Consider the following 17968-nt stretch of genomic DNA (forward strand, 5'->3'; position numbering starts at 1 on the left):
AGTTTCAATGAAAGGCATCATCCTCGCCGGCGGCTCCGGCACGCGTCTGCACCCCATTACCCTCGGCGTGTCCAAGCAGCTGCTGCCGATCTACGACAAGCCGATGATCTACTACCCGCTGTCGGTGCTGATGCTCGCCGGCATTCGCGAGATCCTGATCATCTCCACCCCCGAAGACCTGCCGAACTTCAGCAAGATGCTCGGCGACGGCAGCCAGTTCGGCATCACCTTGCAGTACGCCGAACAACCCTCGCCCGATGGCCTGGCCCAGGCCTTCCTGATCGGCGAGTCGTTCATCGGCAGCGACTCGGTGTGCCTGATCCTCGGCGACAACATCTTCCACGGCCAGCACTTCACCGAGATGCTGCTGCGTGCCGCCAGCCACGACAGCGGCGCCACCGTGTTCGGCTACTGGGTCAGCGACCCCGAGCGCTTCGGCGTGGTGGAGTTCGATGCCGCTGGCAACGCCCTGTCGATCGAGGAGAAACCGGCCAAGCCGAAGTCGAGCTTCGCCGTGACCGGCCTGTACTTCTATGACAACGACGTGGTGCGCATCGCCAAGGCCGTCAAACCCTCGCCACGTGGCGAACTGGAGATCACCGACGTCAACAACGCGTACCTGGCCCGTGGCGATCTGCGCGTGGAGCGTTTCGGCCGTGGCTTCGCCTGGCTCGACACCGGCACCCACGACAGCCTGATCGACGCCTCGCAGTACGTGCAGACGGTGGAAAAGCGCCAGGGCCTGAAAGTCGCCTGCCTCGAGGAGATCGCCTACCAGCAGGGCTGGATCGACCGGGACCAGCTGCTGAGGTGCGCCAAGGCGCTGGGCAAGACCGGCTACGGCCAATACCTGTACAAACTGGCGGAGGAATCGCAGTGAAGGTGATCGAGACCGCACTGCCGGAAGTGCTGATCCTGGAGCCCCAGGTGTTCGGTGACGAACGCGGCTTCTTCTTCGAGAGTTTCAATGCCAAGCGCTTCGCCGAGGCCACCGGCCTGCAGCGCGACTTCGTGCAGGACAATCACTCGCGCTCGGCGCGCGGGGTGCTGCGCGGCCTGCACTATCAACTGCAACAGGCCCAGGGCAAGCTGGTGCGGGTCAGCGCCGGCGAGGTCTACGACGTGGCCGTGGACGTGCGCCGCAGCTCGGCGAACTTCGGCAAATGGGTCGGCGTACACCTGTCCGCCGAGAACAAGCGCCAGCTCTGGGTACCCGAAGGTTTCGCCCATGGCTTCCTGGTGCTGAGCGACTACGCCGAGTTCCTCTACAAGACCACTGACTACTACGCACCGGCCCACGAACGCTGCATCTACTGGGATGACGCGCAACTGGCCATCGACTGGCCGCTCGACGGCCTGACGCCACAGCTGTCGCTCAAGGACCAGCAGGGCGTGAGCCTGAGCGAGGCCGAGACCTTCGCATGAAGATTCTGATCAGCGGCCACACCGGCCAGGTTGCCCAAGCCCTGCAGCACGCACTCGCCGACCACCAGCTGCTGAGCCTGGGACGCCAGGCATTCGATCTGGAACAACCCGCCAGCCTGCGCGAGACGATCCTGCGTGAACGCCCGCAACTGCTGATCAATGCCGCCGCCTACACGGCCGTGGATCTCGCCGAGCAGGAGCCTGAACGCGCCTTCACCGTCAACGCCGAAGCCCCCGGCGCCATGGCCAAGGCCTGCGCAGAGCTGGGTATCCCGCTGATCCACTACTCCACCGATTACGTCTTCGATGGCAGCAAGGACGGCGCGTACCACGAAGACGACGCCAGCAATCCGCTCGGTGTATACGGCGCGAGCAAGCTGGCCGGCGAGCAGGCCGTGGCCGCCAGCGGCTGCGAGCACCTGATCCTGCGCACCAGCTGGGTCTACTCGCGCCACGGGCGCAACTTCCTGCTGACCATGCAGCGCCTGCTGCAGGAGCGCGAGGAGTTGAAGGTGGTCGACGACCAGATCGGCGCCCCGACCTGGGCCGGCAGCATCGCGGCAGCCAGCGCCGAGCTGATCCAGGCCTGGCAGCAGGGCAACCGCCACTGGGGCACCTATCACCTGACCAACCAGGGCCAGACCAGCTGGTTCGGCTTCGCTCAGGCCATCGCCGAGCACCTGCGCGCCGCCGGCAAGCCCTGCGCCAGGCTGCTGCCGATCCCCAGCAGCGACTACCCGACCCCGGCCCGCCGCCCGCTCAACTCGTGCCTGGACGGCACGCGCCTGGCGCACGACTGGAACCTGCGCCTGGCCGACTGGCGCCAGGCACTGCAACAGTGCCTGGGTGAAACGCCCTAGGCTTTCCGCACCGGATCACCCAGCCCCGCTTCTTTCATCCCTGCCCTAGGCGGTGAAGCGCTGAATCTGCTGCTGCAGACCACTGGCCAGTTGCGCGAGATCGCGGCTGGCCAGTGAGCTCTGCTCGGCACCGTTGACCACCTCGCCGATGCTGTCGTTGAGCCCGTTGATGTTCTGGCTGATCTCGCTGGCCACCGCCGTCTGCTCCTCGGTGGCGGCCGATATCTGCACGTTGCCGTCGGCGATGCCCTCGATGGCGAGCGCGATGTGATTGAGCACCTCGTCGGCCTCCCTGGCATGGCTGACGCTGTTCTGCGCCTGCTCGCGCGACTGCTGCATGGCGCTGACCGCACTGCGCGCGCCGCTCTGCAGGCCGTCGATCATGCTGCGGATCGACTCGGTGGCCTGCTGGGTGTTGCTGGCCAGCGCCCGCACCTCGTCGGCCACCACGGCGAAGCCGCGCCCGGCCTCCCCCGCGCGCGCCGCTTCGATGGCGGCGTTGAGCGCCAGCAGGTTGGTCTGCTCGGCGATGCTCTGGATCACGCCCAGCACCTTGCTGATCTCGTCGCTCTGGTTGTGCAGGCTGTCGATCACCTTGCCGGCCTCGTCCACCGATGAGGACAGGCCACGAATGGCATTCAGATTGGCCTGCACCAGATCGCGCCCCTGACGCGCCTCGCGGTTGGCATCGGCCGCGGCGCCGGCCATGTTCTGCGCATTCTGCGCCACCTCCTGCACCGCCACGCTCATCTCGTGCACCGCCGTGGCCACCATGTTGGTCTGGTCGCCCTGGCTGGTCGCGGCCTGGCTGGCCTGGGCGCTGATCGCGCTCATCTCCTCGGCAGCCGCAGCCAGCTGGGTGGCGGTCTCGGTCAGGTGACGGATCAACGCCTGTTGATGTTCGAGCAGGGTATTGAAGGCACGCGCCGTGTCGGCCACCTCGTCGCTGCCCTCGGCGTTGGCCCGCAGGGTCAGGTTGGCGTTCTCCTGCACCTCGCTGATCACACCGCGCAGGGCCGACAGCGGGCGGATGATCGACAGGCCGATCACCAGGGCCACCAGCAGCACCAGCAGCAGCGCGACCACACCGATGCCGATGAAGGTGTTGCGCATCGACTGGTACAGCTCGCCGGTACGAACCCCGAGTTTTTCCCCCTCGCTGAGCTGCAGGGCGATCAGCTGCTCAAGCTCGCTGCCGAGCGGATCGAAGGTGCCGTACAGCTCGCGGTTGAAGCTGCGCGGCTCGATCGCCCGCAGCAGGCCGCCATCGAGCTTGCCCATGTACTGGTCCACCAGCTGCTGCACCTGCTGCAGGTCGACGCGTACCCGTTCGACCCTGGCCTTTTCGTCCGCAGTCATGTTGGTCGCCAGGTAGGCCTTCCAGGCCTGGTCGCCGCGTTGGCGGGCCGAGGCCAGGGCCTCGCGCAGCTTGGCCTCGTCGAAGAGTTCGGCGCGGTATTTGTGCAGGGAGTCGACGATGGTCACCGCGTAGGCGTCGGCGAAGACCTTGAGCTGGCTGACCGGCTGCATCCGGTCCTTGAACAGTTCCTCGAAGCTCTGGTTCAGCCGGCTGGCGTTGTTCACCGCCATGCCGATCACCAACACCAGCACCACCAATGGCAGCAGCGCGAGGAACAACAAACGCATACGAACGGTGAGTCGTGACAGCATGGCTGTTCTCCTGCAGGACAACGCGCATGTATCGTCCCTGCGGAGCGCAACGGGTGGCCCATGGATCCCTGGCACCACCAGACAACAGGCATCCTCTCGGCAGCAGATGCACGCGACCCGACCTCGCCGGGCCACGAACACGCGCACTTACCGATGGCGCTAAGTTACAGTATCGACCATATCCTGAATTCTGCATCGGCCGTCGCCCGCCCACCTTCAACAGTCATCTTCCATGCCCAGGCCTCCCCATCCCCGTCGTCTCCGCTGGCGCAGCCTGCTGCTGCTGGCCCTGCTGCTGGCGCCCCTGCTGTGGCCGGTGCACTTTCTCGCCGAACGCTACTACCGCGGCGTGCTCACCGAGCAGAACCGCCAGACGCTGGACCTGTACGTGGCCAACCTGCTCGGCACCCTGCGCCGCTACGAGGTGCTGCCGCAGATCCTCGGTGACCTGCCGGGGCTGCGCGCCGCGCTCTATGCACCGCAGGACCCGGCCGCACTGGACGACGCCAACCGCCTGCTGGCGCGCATTCGCAAGCAGACCGGGGCCGACGTGATCTACCTGATGAATCCGCGCGGCGTCACTCTGGCGGCCTCCAACTGGGACCAGTCCGACAGCTTCGTCGCGGGCAACTTCGCCTTCCGCCCCTATTTTCGCGAGGCACTGGCCGGGCGCCTGGGGCGTTTCTTCGGCCTGGGCACCACCTCCGGCAAGCGCGGCTACTACTTCGCCTACCCGGTACGCGATGGCGAGCGCAACATCGGCGCACTGGTGGTCAAGGTCGACCTGGACCACACCGAAACGCTGTGGGGCAACACCCCGGAGCAGCTGATGGTGACCGACATCAATGGCGTGGTGATCCTCACTTCGCGCCCGGACTGGCGCTTTCACGCCAGCCGCCCGCTGGACCGCGCCGAGCAACTGGCGATCGCCGCCAACCAGCCCTACCCCACGCAGGCGCCGCCGGTGCTGGACCTCGACCCGGGCGCCTGGCTGACGCAGAGCCGTGCCCTCGATGAGACCGGCTGGACAGTGAGCATCCTCGCCCCGCACATCCTGCTCGACCGCCCGGTGCGTACTGCGGTGGCCGTCGGCGCCGCCGCGCTGCTGGCCCTGTTGCTGCTGCTCGGCCTGATGATGCAGCGCCGTCGCCACTACCTCGAACGCATCGCCTTCGACACCCAGACCAAGGCGGACCTGGAGCAACGGGTGACCGAACGCACCCAGGACCTGGAACTGCTCAACAGCCGCCTCAAGCAGGAAGTGCTGGAGCGCGAGCAGGCCCAGCAGGAGCTGGTACGCGCCCAGGACGAACTGGTGCAGGCCGGCAAGCTGTCCGCGCTCGGCACCATGAGCGCCAGCATCAGCCACGAACTCAATCAGCCGCTGGGCGCCATCCGCAGCTACGCCGAGAACGCCAGCACCCTGCTCGACCACCAGCGCAGTGACGACGCCCGCGCCAACCTCAGGCTGATCAGCGAACTGACCGAGCGCATGGCGTCGATCATCGCCCACCTGCGCGCCTTCGCCCGGCGCGACCGTCATGCGCCCGAGCGAGTCGCTCTGCAGCCCGCGCTGGACGATGCCCTGTCGCTGCTGGCCAAGCGGCGCAGAAGCATGGATGTCGAGCTGATACGCGACCTGCCGGACGCCACACTGTGGGTCCAGGCCGGCGAGACCCGGCTGCGCCAGGTGCTCGGCAACCTGCTGGGCAATGCCCTCGATGCCCTGGTCGACAAGGCGCCGCCACGGCGGATCTGGATCAGCGTCGAGCAGCAGGCCGATCACCTCGACCTGCTGCTGCGCGACAACGGTCCGGGGTTCTCCGCAGAATCCCTGGCGCGTGCCCGCGAACCCTTCTTCACCACCAAGACCAGCGCCCAGGGCCTGGGGCTCGGCCTGGCGATCTGCGAAAGCCTGGTACGCGCCCTGGACGGCGAGCTGCTGCTGGCCAATCATCCGGCTGGCGGCGCGCTGATCACCCTGCGCCTGCGCCTGGCCAGCCCAGGCGTCAACCTGCAACCTTCAGAGGACCCCTCGCCATGACCAGCGACAGCGCCATCGACAGCCGCATCCAGGTATTGCTGATCGACGACGACGCCCATCTGCGTCAGGCACTCAGCCAGACGCTGGATCTGGCCGGGTTCAAGGTCCTCAGCCTGGGCCATGCCCAGGGCCTGGCCGCGCGCATTCCGGCTGGCTGGCCGGGTGTGGTGGTCAGCGACATCCGCATGCCCGGCATCGACGGCCTGGAGCTGCTGCAGCAGCTGCGTGAACGCGATGCCGAACTGCCGGTGCTGCTGATCACCGGCCACGGTGACGTACCGCTGGCCGTGCAGGCGATGCGCGCGGGCGCCTATGACTTCCTGGAGAAGCCATTCGCCAACGATGACCTGCTCGACAGCGTGCGCCGGGCACTCGAGCTGCGCCGCCTGGTCCTGGATAACCGCAGCCTGCGCATGGCGCTGACCGACCGCCAGCAGCTGGCCAGCCGCCTGGTCGGCCAGTCGGCGGCCATGCACCGCCTGCGTGAGCAGATCGGCGCCCTCGCCGGCATCGCCACCGATGTGCTGATCCTCGGCGAGACGGGTGCCGGCAAGGAAGTGGTGGCGCGCGCCCTGCACGACCTGTCCAACCGCCGCAACGGCCCCTTCGTCGCCATCAACGCGGGGGCGCTGGCCGAATCGGTGGTCGAAAGCGAGCTGTTCGGCCATGAGGCCGGGGCCTTCACCGGGGCGCAGAAACGCCGCATAGGCAAGTTCGAGTTCGCCAACGGCGGCACCCTGTTCCTCGACGAGATCGAGAGCATGAGCCTGGACGTGCAGGTCAAGTTGCTGCGCCTGCTGCAGGAACGCGTGGTCGAACGCCTCGGCGGCAACCAGCTGATCCCGCTGGATATCCGCGTCATCGCCGCGACCAAGGAAGACCTGCGCCAGGCCGCCGATGCCGGGCGTTTCCGGGCCGACCTGTACTACCGCCTGAATGTCGCACCGCTGTCCATTCCGCCACTGCGCGAGCGCGGCGAAGACGCCCTGCTGCTGTTCCAGCACTTCGCCGATGGCGCCGCCGCACGCCACGCCCTGGCCTCGCGCGAGCTGCAGCCCGGGCAGCGCGCGCTGCTGCTGAGGCATCCATGGCCGGGCAACGTGCGCGAACTGCAGAATGCCGCCGAACGCTTCGCCCTCGGCCTGGAACTGGCGCTGGACAGCAACGCGCCGAACCTGCCACCGGTCAACGGCGGCCTCAGCGAACAGGTGGAAGCCTTCGAGCGCGCCCTGATCGCCGCCGAGCTGAGCCGCCCGCACGGTTCGCTGCGCAGCCTGGCCGAAGCCCTGGGTGTGCCGCGCAAGACCCTGCACGACAAACTGCGCAAGCACGGCCTGAATTTCTCCGGCGCTGGCGGAAGCTCGCCAGAGGATTTCGACTGACTGGCGGCAAACCGCCAGATTCATCCGCCCCGACAGCGCCGCAAGCGCCTCGAAAGCCCCCGGCCACGCTTGGCCAGAGGCCATCGAGGCCGCTGGCGATGGGCTTCTGCGCGCTTGTCATGCGCCTGCCACAGAGGCCTGGCACAAGGGTTGCTCTAGACTTGCCCCAAGCGAACCCACAAGTACAAGTCCAGGCCTCGCTGACGCCACCGGCGTTTTTCTCCAAGCCGCCTAGACTTGCTCTTGTCCGTTCGTCAGCAGCGCCCCGGCGCCAATGCGATAAACACAACAAGAGGAAGCATCCGCATGTTCAAACTGACTGCCAAGGCGCTGGTTTGCGCCCTGTCCCTGTCCATCGCTGGCGTCGTTCACGCCGCCGACCCGATCGTCATCAAGTTCTCCCACGTCGTTGCCGAGCACACCCCGAAGGGCCAGGGTGCCATGCTGTTCAAGCAACTGGCTGAAGAGCGCCTGGGCGACAAGGTCAAGGTCGAGGTCTACCCGAACTCCTCGCTGTTCGGCGACGGCAAGGAAATGGAAGCGCTGCTGCTCGGCGACGTGCAGATCATTGCTCCGTCCCTGGCCAAGTTCGAGCATTACACCAAGCAACTGCAGGTATTCGACCTGCCGTTCCTGTTCGACGACATGGCTGCGGTCGATCGCTTCCAGAAAGGTCCGGAAGGCCAGAAGCTGCTGACCTCCATGACCGACAAGGGCATCACCGGCCTGGCCTACTGGCACAACGGTCTCAAGCAGCTGTCGGCCAACAAGCCGCTGCGCGAGCCGAAGGACGCCCGTGGTCTGAAGTTCCGCGTACAGGCTTCCGCCGTACTGGAAGAGCAGTTCAAGGCCGTGCGCGCCAACCCGCGCAAGATGAGCTTCGCCGAGGTCTACCAGGGCCTGCAGACTGGCGTGGTCAACGGTGCCGAGAACCCCTACTCGAACATCTACAGCCAGAAGATGCACGAAGTACAGAAGTACATCACCGAGTCCAACCATGGCCTGCTGGACTACATGCTGATCACCAACACCAAGTTCTGGGACGGTCTGCCGGCTGACGTACGCGAAGAGCTGGACAAGATCATCGCCGAGGTCACCGTCGAGGTGAACAAGCAGGCTGACGCCCTCAACCAGGGTGACAAGCAGCGCATCCTGGACGCCGGCACCACCGAGATCCTGACCCTGACGCCCGAGCAACGTGGCCAATGGCGCGACGCCATGCAGCCGGTGTGGAAGAAGTTCGAAGGCGAAATCGGTGCCGACCTGATCAAGGCCGCCCAAGCCGCCAACCAGCAGTAAGGCCGGAGAGCCGTAGGGTGGGCAGTATCGCCAGATACTGACCCACCTCGGCGTCTTGTACGCCGACATGCTGCACATGGTGGGTCGGCCACGACCGCCCCACCCTACGCCCTTTCCATTCGGGAGACCCGACCATGAACGCCTTGCGGCGCGCCTGGGAGCACTTCGAGGAAGGCTTCATCGCCTTTCTTCTCGCTGCCATGACCCTGATCACCTTCGTCTACGTGATCCTCAACAACTTCTACACCCTGTTCTACTGGCTGGGTGACCATTTCGGCGGCAACGAAACCCTGCTGGGTATCGGTGACGCCATCCTCGATATGGCCCAGGCCATGACCTGGAGCAACGCCCTGACCAAGGCACTGTTCGGCTGGCTGATCTTCTTCGGCCTGGCCTACGGCGTGCGCACCGCCGGCCACATCGGCGTGGATGCGCTGGTCAAGCTCGCGCCACGCGGCATCCAGCGCGTCATCGGCGTCATCGCCTGCCTGTGCTGCCTGGGCTACGCCGGCCTGATCGCGGTCGGCAGCTTCGACTGGGTGCACACCCTGTTCAGCGCCGGCATCGGCGCCGAAGACCTCGGCCACTACGGCATCCAGCAATGGCACATCGGCATGATCGTGCCGTTCGGCTACGCCATGGTGTTCATCCGCTTCCTGGAAATTCTCGTGCGCATCCTGCGCAACCAGCAGACCGGCCTCGGCCTGGCTGACGAAGCCGCCGACGCCCTGAAGGTCAATGAGCACGAGGAGAGCAAATAATGACCGTCCTGTTCCTCTTCCTGCTGCTGTTCCTGCTGATGTTCATCGGCGTGCCGATCGCCGCCTCGCTCGGCCTCGCCGGCTCGATCACCATCATGCTGTTCAGCCCCGACTCGGTGCGCTCGCTGGCGATCAAGCTGTTCGAGACCTCCGAGCACTACACCCTGCTGGCGATTCCGTTCTTCCTGCTCTCCGGTGCCTTCATGACCACCGGTGGCGTGGCCCGCCGCCTGATCGACTTCGCCAACGCCTGCGTCGGCCACATCCGGGGCGGCCTGGCCATCGGCGCGGTGCTGGCGTGCATGCTGTTCGCCGCGCTGTCCGGTTCGTCGCCGGCCACCGTGGCGGCAGTGGGCTCCATCGCCATCGCCGGCATGGTCCGCTCCGGCTACCCGCAGGCCTTCGGCGCCGGCATCGTGTGCAACGCCGGGACCCTGGGCATCCTGATTCCGCCGTCGATCGTCATGGTGGTGTACGCCGCCGCCACCGAGCAGTCGGTGGGCAAGCTGTTCATGGCCGGGGTGATCCCGGGCGTGCTGCTCGGCCTGGTGCTGATGGTCGCGATCTACGTGGTGGCGCGGATCAAGAAGCTGCCGGCCCTGCCGCGTGCCAGCTTGCGCGAATGGCTGCGCTCGGCGCGCGAGGCGTTCTGGGGCCTGCTGCTGATGGTGATCATCCTCGGCGGCATCTACACCGGTATGTTCACCCCGACCGAGGCCGCTGCCGTGGCCGCCGTGTACGCCGGCTTCGTCGCCCTGTTCGTGTACAAGGACCTGACCCTGCGCGAGTGCCCGAAGGTGCTGCTGGAGTCCGGCAAGCTGACCATCATGCTGATGTTCATCATCGCCAACGCCATGCTCTTCGCCCACGTGCTGACCACCGAGCAGATCCCGCAGCAGATCACCGCCTGGGTGGTGGAGCTGGGCCTGCAGCCGTGGCAGTTCCTGCTGGTGGTGAACATCGTGCTGCTGATCGCCGGTGCCTTCATGGAGCCGTCGGCGATCATCCTGATCCTCGCGCCGATCCTGTTCCCGATCGCCGTGCAGCTGGGCATCGACCCGATCCACCTGGGCATCATCATGGTGGTGAACATGGAGATCGGCCTGATCACCCCGCCGGTGGGGCTGAACCTGTTCGTCACCTCGGCGGTGACCGGCATGCCGCTGACCGCAGTGATCCGCGCTGCGCTGCCGTGGCTGATGATGCTGATCAGCTTCCTGCTGGTGATCACCTACATCCCGGCCGTGTCCATGGCCCTGCCGAACTGGCTGGGCATGAGCTGAACCCGATAGAACGCTGCTACTTCGGTACCTCGTGTACCCACTCCGCCCGGCCCTAGTGCCGGGCTTTTTTTGGCCTATCATCGCCCGACACAGTCGCCGCGATTGCCACACGGCCTGCCTCCATCTCGCGTAAAGTCGCGACACCCCGACCAAGGAATCCCGAGCATGATCCGACGCAGCCTGAAATCCGTGGTGACCACCTGGCTCACCGGCCTGCTGGCGCTGCTGCCGCTGGTCCTGACCATGGCCCTGCTGGCCTGGATCTTCAGCCTGCTCAACCGTCTGGTCGGCCCGTCGACCATGATCGGCCAGCTGTTCGCCGCCCTTGGCCAGCCCTTCTCCAGCAATGGCTACATGGCCTGGCTACTCGGCAGCCTGGTCCTGCTGGCCAGCCTCTATCCGCTGGGGCTGGCCGTACAACTGGGCCTGCGCCGCCCCCTGGCGTGGCTGTTCGACCACACGCTGCGCCGTACCCCGCTGATCGGCAACTTCTACAACCTGGCCGACCGCTTCGTCGGCCTGCTGGACAAGAGCAAGAACCCGGACATCACCACCATGGCGCCGGTCTGGTGCTTCTTCGGGGGTGACGGCGTGGCGGTACTCGCCCTGCGCCCCAGCTCGGAAACGGTGGAGCTGGAAGGACGTGCCTACTGCGCGATCCTCGTGCCGACCGCACCGATTCCGGTGGGCGGCGGTCTGCTCTACGTGCCTCAGGAGTGGGTTCGCCCGGCGGACATGGGCGTCGAGCAGCTGACCAGCATCTATGTTTCCATGGGCCTCACGCCACCCGGCAAGCGCACGGCCGAGCCCGCCACGCCAGGCAGCCGCTAGACCAGAGGCAGGCTGGTGGTCGACTTGATCTCCGACAGGGCGACGATGGAGTTCACCTCCTGGATGCCCGGCACCAGCGACAGCTTCTCGAAGAAGAAGCGCTCGTAGGCCTCGATGTCGCGCGTGACGATACGCAGCATGAAGTCCACCGCCCCCATCAGCACGTGGCACTCCAGCACCTCGGGAAACTCGCGCATGGCTTCGGCGAACTCGGTGAGGTTGGAGCGGCCATGGGCATTCAGCTTGACCTGGGCGAACACCTGGGTGTGCAGGCCGATCAGCTTGCGATCCAGCAGGGTCACCTGCTTGCGAATCACCCCCTCTTCCTTGAGGCGCTGAATACGACGCCAGCACGGCGACTGCGACAGGCCGATACGCTCGGCGATCTCGGCCGTGGACAGGCCGGCATCCTCTTGCAGCAGCGCGAGAATGCGCTGATCGTAGGCATCCAGCTCGACGAACATAAAAATTCCCCAATCACTCAATACTGAGGAAACTCTATCCACATAACCGGCAAAATGACAGAAAACAAGGCAGAACTTTTGCCGCCGCAAGGGGGAAACTTAGGCAAAACCTGCCCCGAGTCGCTACCATGCCTGATACCACGCCGTTCCCCGCTGTCCACCATCGCCGCGATCCCTGGCAGGATCGCCCGGATGCCTGCGTCGAATACCAACTGCGCACCGACGCAGAAGCCGACGTGCTGTGCCGCCTGCTCGGCCTGTTCGCCCAGCTACAGCTGCTGCCCGAGGCGCTGCAGGTCCAGCGCCAGCAGGACGATCTGCATGTCAGCCTGCGCCTGCAAGGCCTCTCGCCCCATCGCGCGGGCGTCCTGGCGCAGAAGCTGCGGGGCCTGGTCTGCGTCTGGCAGGTGACCTGGCAGCACCTGGATCACAACCTGGTGACGGAGGTCGCCTGAAGCGGGCGCTCGATCACGCCTGGCCCTTCGCCCTTCTGCAGCTTTTCGGGCATCCTAGTTCGGCTAACCTTGTTCAGGTCGACCCCTAGGAGCCCTCATGTCCGCCTTCACTGCCACCGCCCCTGATCGCGTACTGGACCTTGGCGACCTGCTGCGCGAACTGGTCGCCCATGACCGGGTCGACCAGGACGTGGCCGAGCAGTGCCTGGCGATACGCCGCAGCTCGCTGAACAACAACCAGCACCCGCTGGAGTTCCTCGCCGCCCAGCAGGTCGACGACCTGACACGGCCGGGCAAGAAGCTCGACCTGGAAACCCTGACCGTGTGGCTGGCCAACTTCTCCGGGCAGCCCTATCTGCGCATCGACCCGCTGAAGATCGACGTGCCGGCGATCACCCCGCTGATGTCCTACGCGTTCGCCCAACGCCACAAGATTCTTGCCGTGGCGGTGGACAGCGAAAGCGTCACCATCGCCAGCAGCCAGCCGCTGGTGCACAGCTGGGAAGCCAACCTGGTGCACGTGCTCAAGCGCCCGATCAAGCGCGTGGTGGCCAACCCCGCCGACATCCAGCGCTTCACCACCGAGTTCTATCGCCTGGCCCGCTCGGTCAGCGGCGCCAATGCCACCGACCAGAAGGTCAGCGGCGTCGGCAACTTCGAACAGCTGCTCAGCCTCGGCGCCCAGGACCAGGAGCCGGACGCCAACGATGCGCACATCGTCAACATCGTCGACTGGCTGTTCCAGTACGCCTTCCAGCAGCGCGCCAGCGATATCCATATCGAGCCGCGCCGTGAACAGGGCACCGTGCGCTTTCGCATCGACGGCGTGCTGCACACCGTCTACCAGTTCCCTGCCCAGGTCACCATGGCGGTGGTCAGCCGCCTGAAGAACCTGGGGCGGATGAACATCGCCGAGAAGCGCAAGCCGCAGGACGGCCGGGTGAAGACCAAGACCCCGGACGGCAACGAGGTGGAACTGCGCCTGTCGACCCTGCCGACCGCCTTCGGCGAGAAGATGGTGATGCGTATCTTCGACCCCGACGTACTGCTGAAGAGCCCCGACCAGCTGGGCTTCTCGCCGGACGACCTGCGCCGCTGGGAGAGCATGACCTGCCAGCCCAACGGCATCATCCTGGTCACCGGCCCCACCGGTTCGGGCAAGACCACCACGCTGTACACCACGCTCAAGCAGCTGGCCACCGAAGAGGTGAACGTCTGCACCATCGAGGACCCGATCGAGATGATCGAGGGGGCCTTCAACCAGATGCAGGTGCAGCACAACATCGACCTGAGCTTCGCCAGCGGCGTGCGTGCCCTGATGCGTCAGGACCCGGACATCATCATGATCGGCGAGATCCGCGACCTGGAAACCGCCGAGATGGCCATCCAGGCCGCGCTCACCGGCCACCTGGTGCTCAGCACCCTGCACACCAACGATGCCCCCAGCGCCATTACCCGCCTGCTCGAACTGGGCGTGCCGCACTACCTGCTCAAGGCCACCGTGCTCGGCGTCATGGCCCAGCGCCTGGTGCGGACCCTGTGCCCGCACTGCAAGGCACCGGTGCAACTCGACGAAGACAGCTGGAGTGGCCTGACCAAGCCCTGGAGCTCACCGCTGCCGAGCCATGCGCAACGCGCCGTGGGCTGCCTGGAATGCCGCGAGACCGGCTACCGCGGGCGCGCCGGGGTGTACGAAATCATGCTGATCAACGATGCCATCCGCCCGCTGATCAATGCCGACACCGACCTCACCGCCCTGCGTCGCGCGGCGTTCAAGGACGGCATGCGCAGCCTGCGCCTGTCCGGCGCGCAGAAGGTCGCCGCCGGGCAGACCACGATCGAGGAAGTGCTGCGCGTGACGCCGCAGAGCGAGCAACGCTGAAGCCTCGAGCGCGTTCGCTGCACGCCCCGCGTCGTCACGTCGCACTGTGCGGCCGTTCACCTGGCAGCGCTCGCCAGCCAGGTGCTGCCGGGCACTGAGAAGGGGTCGGCGGCAATCTCGCAGCGGCTATGCTTAGATGCGGAATAGGCGCGGCGCAGCTTGCCTGCGCCTGCACAATGTATGCACGAGGGAGATCGCATCATGGAAATCGGTGGCGTCCTGCTGCTGTTCGTCGGCCTGGCTGTGGCCATCGTCTACATGGGCTTCAAGGTGGTGCCGCAGGGCTCGGAATGGACGGTGGAACGCTTCGGTCGCTACACCACGACGCTGAAGCCCGGCCTCAACATCATCGTGCCGGTGATGGACCGCATCGGTCGCAAGCTGAACGTCATGGAGAGCGTGCTGGATATTCCGCCGCAGGAAGTGATCAGCTCCGACAACGCCATCGTGCAGATCGACGCCGTGTGCTTCTTCCAGGTGATCAACGCCGCCCAGGCGGCCTACGAGGTCAACCACCTGGAGCACGCTATCCGCAACCTGGTGATGACCAACATCCGCACCGTGCTGGGCTCGCTGGAGCTCGATGCCATGCTCAGCCAGCGTGACGCCATCAACGAGCGCCTGCTCAAGACCGTGGACGAGGCCACCGCTCCCTGGGGCATCAAGATCACCCGCATCGAGATCAAGGACATCAGCCCGCCCGCCGACCTGGTGGAGGCTATGGCCAGCCAGATGAAGGCCGAGCGCCTCAAGCGCGCGCAGATTCTCGAGGCCGAGGGCGCCCGCTCGGCCGCCATCCTCACCGCCGAAGGGCACAAGCAGGCTGAGATTCTTCGCGCCGAAGGCGAGCGCCAGGCCGCGTTCCTCGAAGCCGAAGCCCGTGAGCGGGCCGCGCAGGCCGAAGCAGAGGCGACCCGCGTGGTGTCCCAGGCCATCGCCGCCGGCAACGTCCAGGCGGTGAACTACTTCGTGGCCCAGAAGTATGTCGAGGCCCTGGGCCAGCTCGCCTCCGCCAACAACAGCAAGGTGGTGCTGATGCCACTGGAGGCCAGCCAGGTGATCGGTGCCGTCGGCGGCATCGGCGAAATCGTCAAGGCCACCTTCGCCAGCGACGGCTCTGCAGAGAAGCGGAGCTGAGGCATGATCCAGTACCTGCAAAACCTGTCGTTCTGGGACTGGCTAGCCCTGGCTACCATCCTGCTGATCCTCGAAGTCTTCGGTGCCGGCGGCTACCTGCTGTGGATCGGCCTCGCGGCCGCCTGTGTCGGTGTGCTGACCTACCTGTTCCCGGCGCTGCCGTGGGTCTGGCAGTTTTTTCTGTTCGGCCTGCTGGCCATTCTCACCGCAGTGGTCTGGTGGCGCCGCCAGCGCAGCCCCCTGCCCCCCAGCGATCAACCCGGCCTGAACCGGCGCGGCAGCGAGCTGCTCGGGCGGCGCTTCGCCCTGCACGAGGCGATCATCGACGGACGCGGCAAGATCAAGGCCGGCGACAGCCTGTGGCTGGTCAGCGGCCCCGACCTGCCAGCCGGCAGCCCGGTCAAGGTCGTGGCCCAGGAGGGCGTGGTCCTGAAAGTGGAACAGGACGCAGCCCGCGAGGCCGTCCGCTAGCCAAGGCGGCCGGCCATCGCCACCACGGAACCTGTGGCTCCTGATGCCACTCTGAATGAGTGTGCCTAATTCACAGGAGCTTCATCATGCGAGCAATAAGCCGGGCCGCCATGGCATTGAGCGCCTTCCTGATTGCCCAGAGCGCAGCCGCGGATGGCCTGCTGCGTGACATTCTGTCCTCGGGCGCGACCACCGCGTCGACTTACCTGACGTTCAAGGACCGCAAGCTGGTCGCTGCCGCAGAGGAGGATGCCAGCAGCTTCGTCGCCAGTGCCGGCGAGATTCGCGGCCCGCACCTGGAGGCCGCGCTGCAGCAGTTGCGCGCAGGCAACCCCGAGCTGCAGGACGCCGACGACATGGCGCTGGCCAGTGCCATCCTGGCGTCCTCGGCGGCTCCGCGCGACACCCGCACGGCCATTCCCGCCGAGTAACTCGCGCCCATAAAAAATGCCCGTATCCGGAAGATACGGGCATTTTCTTGAGCGCGGCTCGGGACTACACAGCTGCAAGGCTTCCCGAGCGACTCAGACCTTACATCAGCGGCAGGGTGTAGCTGACGATCAGGCGGTTTTCATCGATGTCGTTCGCGAAGTTGGAGCGAACGGTGGCGTTACGCCAGCGAACACCCAGGTTCTTCAGCGCGCCTTCCTGGAAGACGTACATCAGCTCGGTGTTGCGCTCCCACTCACGACCTTCGGAAACGCCACGGCCGCGATCGACGTTGTCGCCGGTCAGGTAGCGGGTCATGAAGGTCAGGCCCGGGATACCGATCGAGGCGAAGTTGAAGTCATAGCGCGCCTGGTAGGACTTCTCGTCCTTGTTGGCGAAGTCGCTGATCTGCACGTAGTTGACCAGGAACGGGTCGGTACCGTTGATGTAGGCGAAACCGGTGTCGCCGCTCATCTTCTGGTAGCCCAGACCGAAGGCATGGCCGTCCAGCGAGTAGGTGACCATGGCGCCGAAGGCCTTGTTGTCAACGTTGCTGCGATTGCCGTCATCGGTCGAGCGGGCGAAGCGCACGTCGGTCTTCAGGCTCTGCTTGTCGCCCAGCGGCAGGACGTGCACGGCGCTGAAGGAGTGCTGCTTGTACAGCTCGTCCAGGTTGGAGTAGTAGTAGCCGGCCGTCAGTTCCTTGGTCAGCTTGTAGGTGCCGCCGACGAAGTCGAACGAGTCGGCGGTGGCGCCACCAGAGGTGGTGATACCACGGCGACCGCCGCTGGTGATGGCGATGTCTTCGTAGTCACCGGAGTTACGGTGGTTGACCTCACGCACGTGAGCGGCTTCCAGCATCAGGCCGTCGATTTCCTGGGAGACCAGGTGACCGGCTTCGAATACCTGGGGCAGCAGACGGCCGTCGCTGGAGGCGATGGCGGCGTTCTTGAACTGCATCTGGCCAACGCGCAGGGTGCTGTTGGAGACCTTGACCTTGGCGGCTACAGCCAGGTCCGAGTAGTTGTCCTGCGAACCACCCGAGCGGTCCGGAACCAGCAGACCGCTACCAGCGGTACCGTCACCGGAATCCAGCTTGAAGCCGAACATGCCGATCGCATCGGCACCGAAGCCTACGGTACCTTCGGTGAAACCGGAGTTCATGCGCAGAATGAAACCTTGGGCCCACTCGTCCTGCTTGGACTGGGTCTTGGCCGGAGTTTCACTGTTGCCCTGACGGAAATCGCGGTTGAAGTAGAAGTTGCGCGCTTCCAGGCTGACCTTGGTATCGCCGACCAGATCGGCGAAGGCCACTTGGCTCAGGCCCAGGGTGCTGGCGGCTACGGCCAGTGCCAGGGAGGTCTTTCTCATTATGTTTCTCTCCAGTGTGTTTTGAGTTGACGCATCGTCCGACGCAGGCTTCGGCACGAAGAGGCAGGTCGGAACGAATAGGGCAGACGCAACCGCGAGCCAGGGTGCGACAACGACCTGGCTCGAGCGGGTACGTGAAAAACTCAGGTAGTACAGAACAACGGCGAACGCAGGACAGCGGCCGAACTGAGGCAGGCAGAATG

Annotated in this window: 17 protein-coding genes and 1 pseudogene; 14 read left to right on the forward strand and 4 right to left on the reverse strand. The window is 65.7% G+C overall.

Annotated features, from left to right (window positions below; all coding sequences use genetic code 11):
* The first annotated feature begins 7 nt into the window (after positions 1-7).
* From rfbA to rfbD, 3 genes are read left to right on the forward strand one after another with little or no spacing between them, the layout of a single operon-like run.
* Positions 8-880: a glucose-1-phosphate thymidylyltransferase RfbA gene (gene rfbA, locus FIV02_RS22810; RefSeq protein WP_152489867.1), complete on the forward strand. Its 873-nt coding sequence runs from the start codon at positions 8-10 to the stop codon at positions 878-880.
* The gene (gene rfbC / locus FIV02_RS22815) at positions 877-1425 is read left to right on the forward strand and encodes a dTDP-4-dehydrorhamnose 3,5-epimerase (RefSeq protein ID WP_152489868.1); all 549 of its coding nucleotides are present in this window, start codon (positions 877-879) and stop codon (positions 1423-1425) included. The genes rfbA and rfbC overlap by 4 nt, the downstream gene beginning before the upstream one ends.
* Positions 1422-2285, forward strand: coding sequence for a dTDP-4-dehydrorhamnose reductase (gene rfbD / locus FIV02_RS22820; RefSeq protein ID WP_152489869.1), 864 nt, complete (start codon positions 1422-1424; stop codon positions 2283-2285). Before rfbC ends, rfbD begins: the two co-directional genes overlap by 4 nt.
* Before the next feature lie 45 nt (positions 2286-2330).
* Here the strand turns inward: rfbD and FIV02_RS25385 are convergent, their stop codons facing one another.
* Complete coding sequence (locus FIV02_RS25385; RefSeq protein ID WP_371923290.1) at positions 2331-3119, reverse strand: methyl-accepting chemotaxis protein; 789 nt, start codon at positions 3117-3119, stop codon at positions 2331-2333.
* Between the two features lie 123 nt (positions 3120-3242).
* Positions 3243-3956, reverse strand: a pseudogene (locus FIV02_RS25390) (Tar ligand binding domain-containing protein); the annotation flags it as partial.
* 232 nt (positions 3957-4188) lie between these two features.
* Between FIV02_RS25390 and FIV02_RS22830 the strand changes: the two are divergent.
* The 6 genes from FIV02_RS22830 (at position 4189) to FIV02_RS22855 (ending at position 11556) form a co-directional block, all read left to right on the forward strand.
* Positions 4189-6000 carry an ATP-binding protein gene (locus tag FIV02_RS22830; protein ID WP_047586019.1) on the forward strand — a complete coding sequence of 604 codons (1812 nt, stop codon included), beginning with the start codon at positions 4189-4191 and terminating at the stop codon, positions 5998-6000.
* Entirely contained in the window at positions 5997-7382 is a 1386-nt protein-coding gene (locus FIV02_RS22835; RefSeq protein ID WP_037055349.1) for a sigma-54 dependent transcriptional regulator, read from the forward strand. The genes FIV02_RS22830 and FIV02_RS22835 overlap by 4 nt, the downstream gene beginning before the upstream one ends.
* Before the next feature lie 306 nt (positions 7383-7688).
* Positions 7689-8681, forward strand: a complete 993-nt coding sequence (gene dctP / locus FIV02_RS22840) for a C4-dicarboxylate TRAP substrate-binding protein DctP (RefSeq protein ID WP_152489871.1) — start codon at positions 7689-7691, stop codon at positions 8679-8681.
* A 134-nt stretch (positions 8682-8815) separates the two neighbouring features.
* Positions 8816-9442: a TRAP transporter small permease gene (locus FIV02_RS22845; protein ID WP_037057630.1), complete on the forward strand. Its 627-nt coding sequence runs from the start codon at positions 8816-8818 to the stop codon at positions 9440-9442.
* Positions 9442-10725, forward strand: a complete 1284-nt coding sequence (gene dctM / locus FIV02_RS22850) for a C4-dicarboxylate TRAP transporter large permease protein DctM (protein ID WP_152489872.1) — start codon at positions 9442-9444, stop codon at positions 10723-10725. Before FIV02_RS22845 ends, dctM begins: the two co-directional genes overlap by 1 nt.
* 165 nt (positions 10726-10890) lie before the next feature.
* A complete protein-coding gene (locus tag FIV02_RS22855) occupies positions 10891-11556 on the forward strand; it encodes a DUF502 domain-containing protein (RefSeq protein WP_152489873.1) in 666 nt (221 codons plus the stop codon).
* Here the strand turns inward: FIV02_RS22855 and FIV02_RS22860 are convergent.
* On the reverse strand, positions 11553-12020 hold the full coding sequence (locus tag FIV02_RS22860; RefSeq protein WP_152489874.1) for an Lrp/AsnC family transcriptional regulator: 468 nt from the start codon (positions 12018-12020) through the stop codon (positions 11553-11555). The two genes, FIV02_RS22855 and FIV02_RS22860, sit on opposite strands and share 4 nt — an antisense overlap.
* A gap of 128 nt (positions 12021-12148) precedes the next feature.
* Between FIV02_RS22860 and FIV02_RS22865 the strand changes: the two genes are divergently transcribed.
* From FIV02_RS22865 to FIV02_RS22885, 5 genes are all read left to right on the forward strand, one after another.
* Positions 12149-12475, forward strand: coding sequence for a hypothetical protein (locus FIV02_RS22865; protein WP_152489875.1), 327 nt, complete (start codon positions 12149-12151; stop codon positions 12473-12475).
* 97 nt (positions 12476-12572) lie between these two features.
* Positions 12573-14357, forward strand: a complete 1785-nt coding sequence (locus FIV02_RS22870; RefSeq protein WP_152489876.1) for a GspE/PulE family protein — start codon at positions 12573-12575, stop codon at positions 14355-14357.
* A 201-nt stretch (positions 14358-14558) separates the two neighbouring features.
* On the forward strand, positions 14559-15494 hold the full coding sequence (locus tag FIV02_RS22875; protein WP_037057477.1) for an SPFH domain-containing protein: 936 nt from the start codon (positions 14559-14561) through the stop codon (positions 15492-15494).
* A 3-nt stretch (positions 15495-15497) separates the two neighbouring features.
* Positions 15498-15965, forward strand: a complete 468-nt coding sequence (locus FIV02_RS22880; protein ID WP_047589587.1) for an NfeD family protein — start codon at positions 15498-15500, stop codon at positions 15963-15965.
* Positions 15966-16051: 86 nt separating this feature from the next.
* On the forward strand, positions 16052-16396 hold the full coding sequence (locus FIV02_RS22885; protein ID WP_037051397.1) for a DUF2388 domain-containing protein: 345 nt from the start codon (positions 16052-16054) through the stop codon (positions 16394-16396).
* Positions 16397-16496: 100 nt separating this feature from the next.
* Here the strand turns inward: FIV02_RS22885 and FIV02_RS22890 are convergent, their stop codons facing one another.
* Positions 16497-17765, reverse strand: coding sequence for an OprD family porin (locus FIV02_RS22890; protein WP_037051395.1), 1269 nt, complete (start codon positions 17763-17765; stop codon positions 16497-16499).
* Between the last annotated feature and the right edge of the window lie 203 nt (positions 17766-17968).

Source organism: Pseudomonas sp. THAF187a (genome assembly GCF_009363395.1).
Lineage (GTDB): Bacteria > Pseudomonadota > Gammaproteobacteria > Pseudomonadales > Pseudomonadaceae > Aquipseudomonas > Aquipseudomonas khazarica.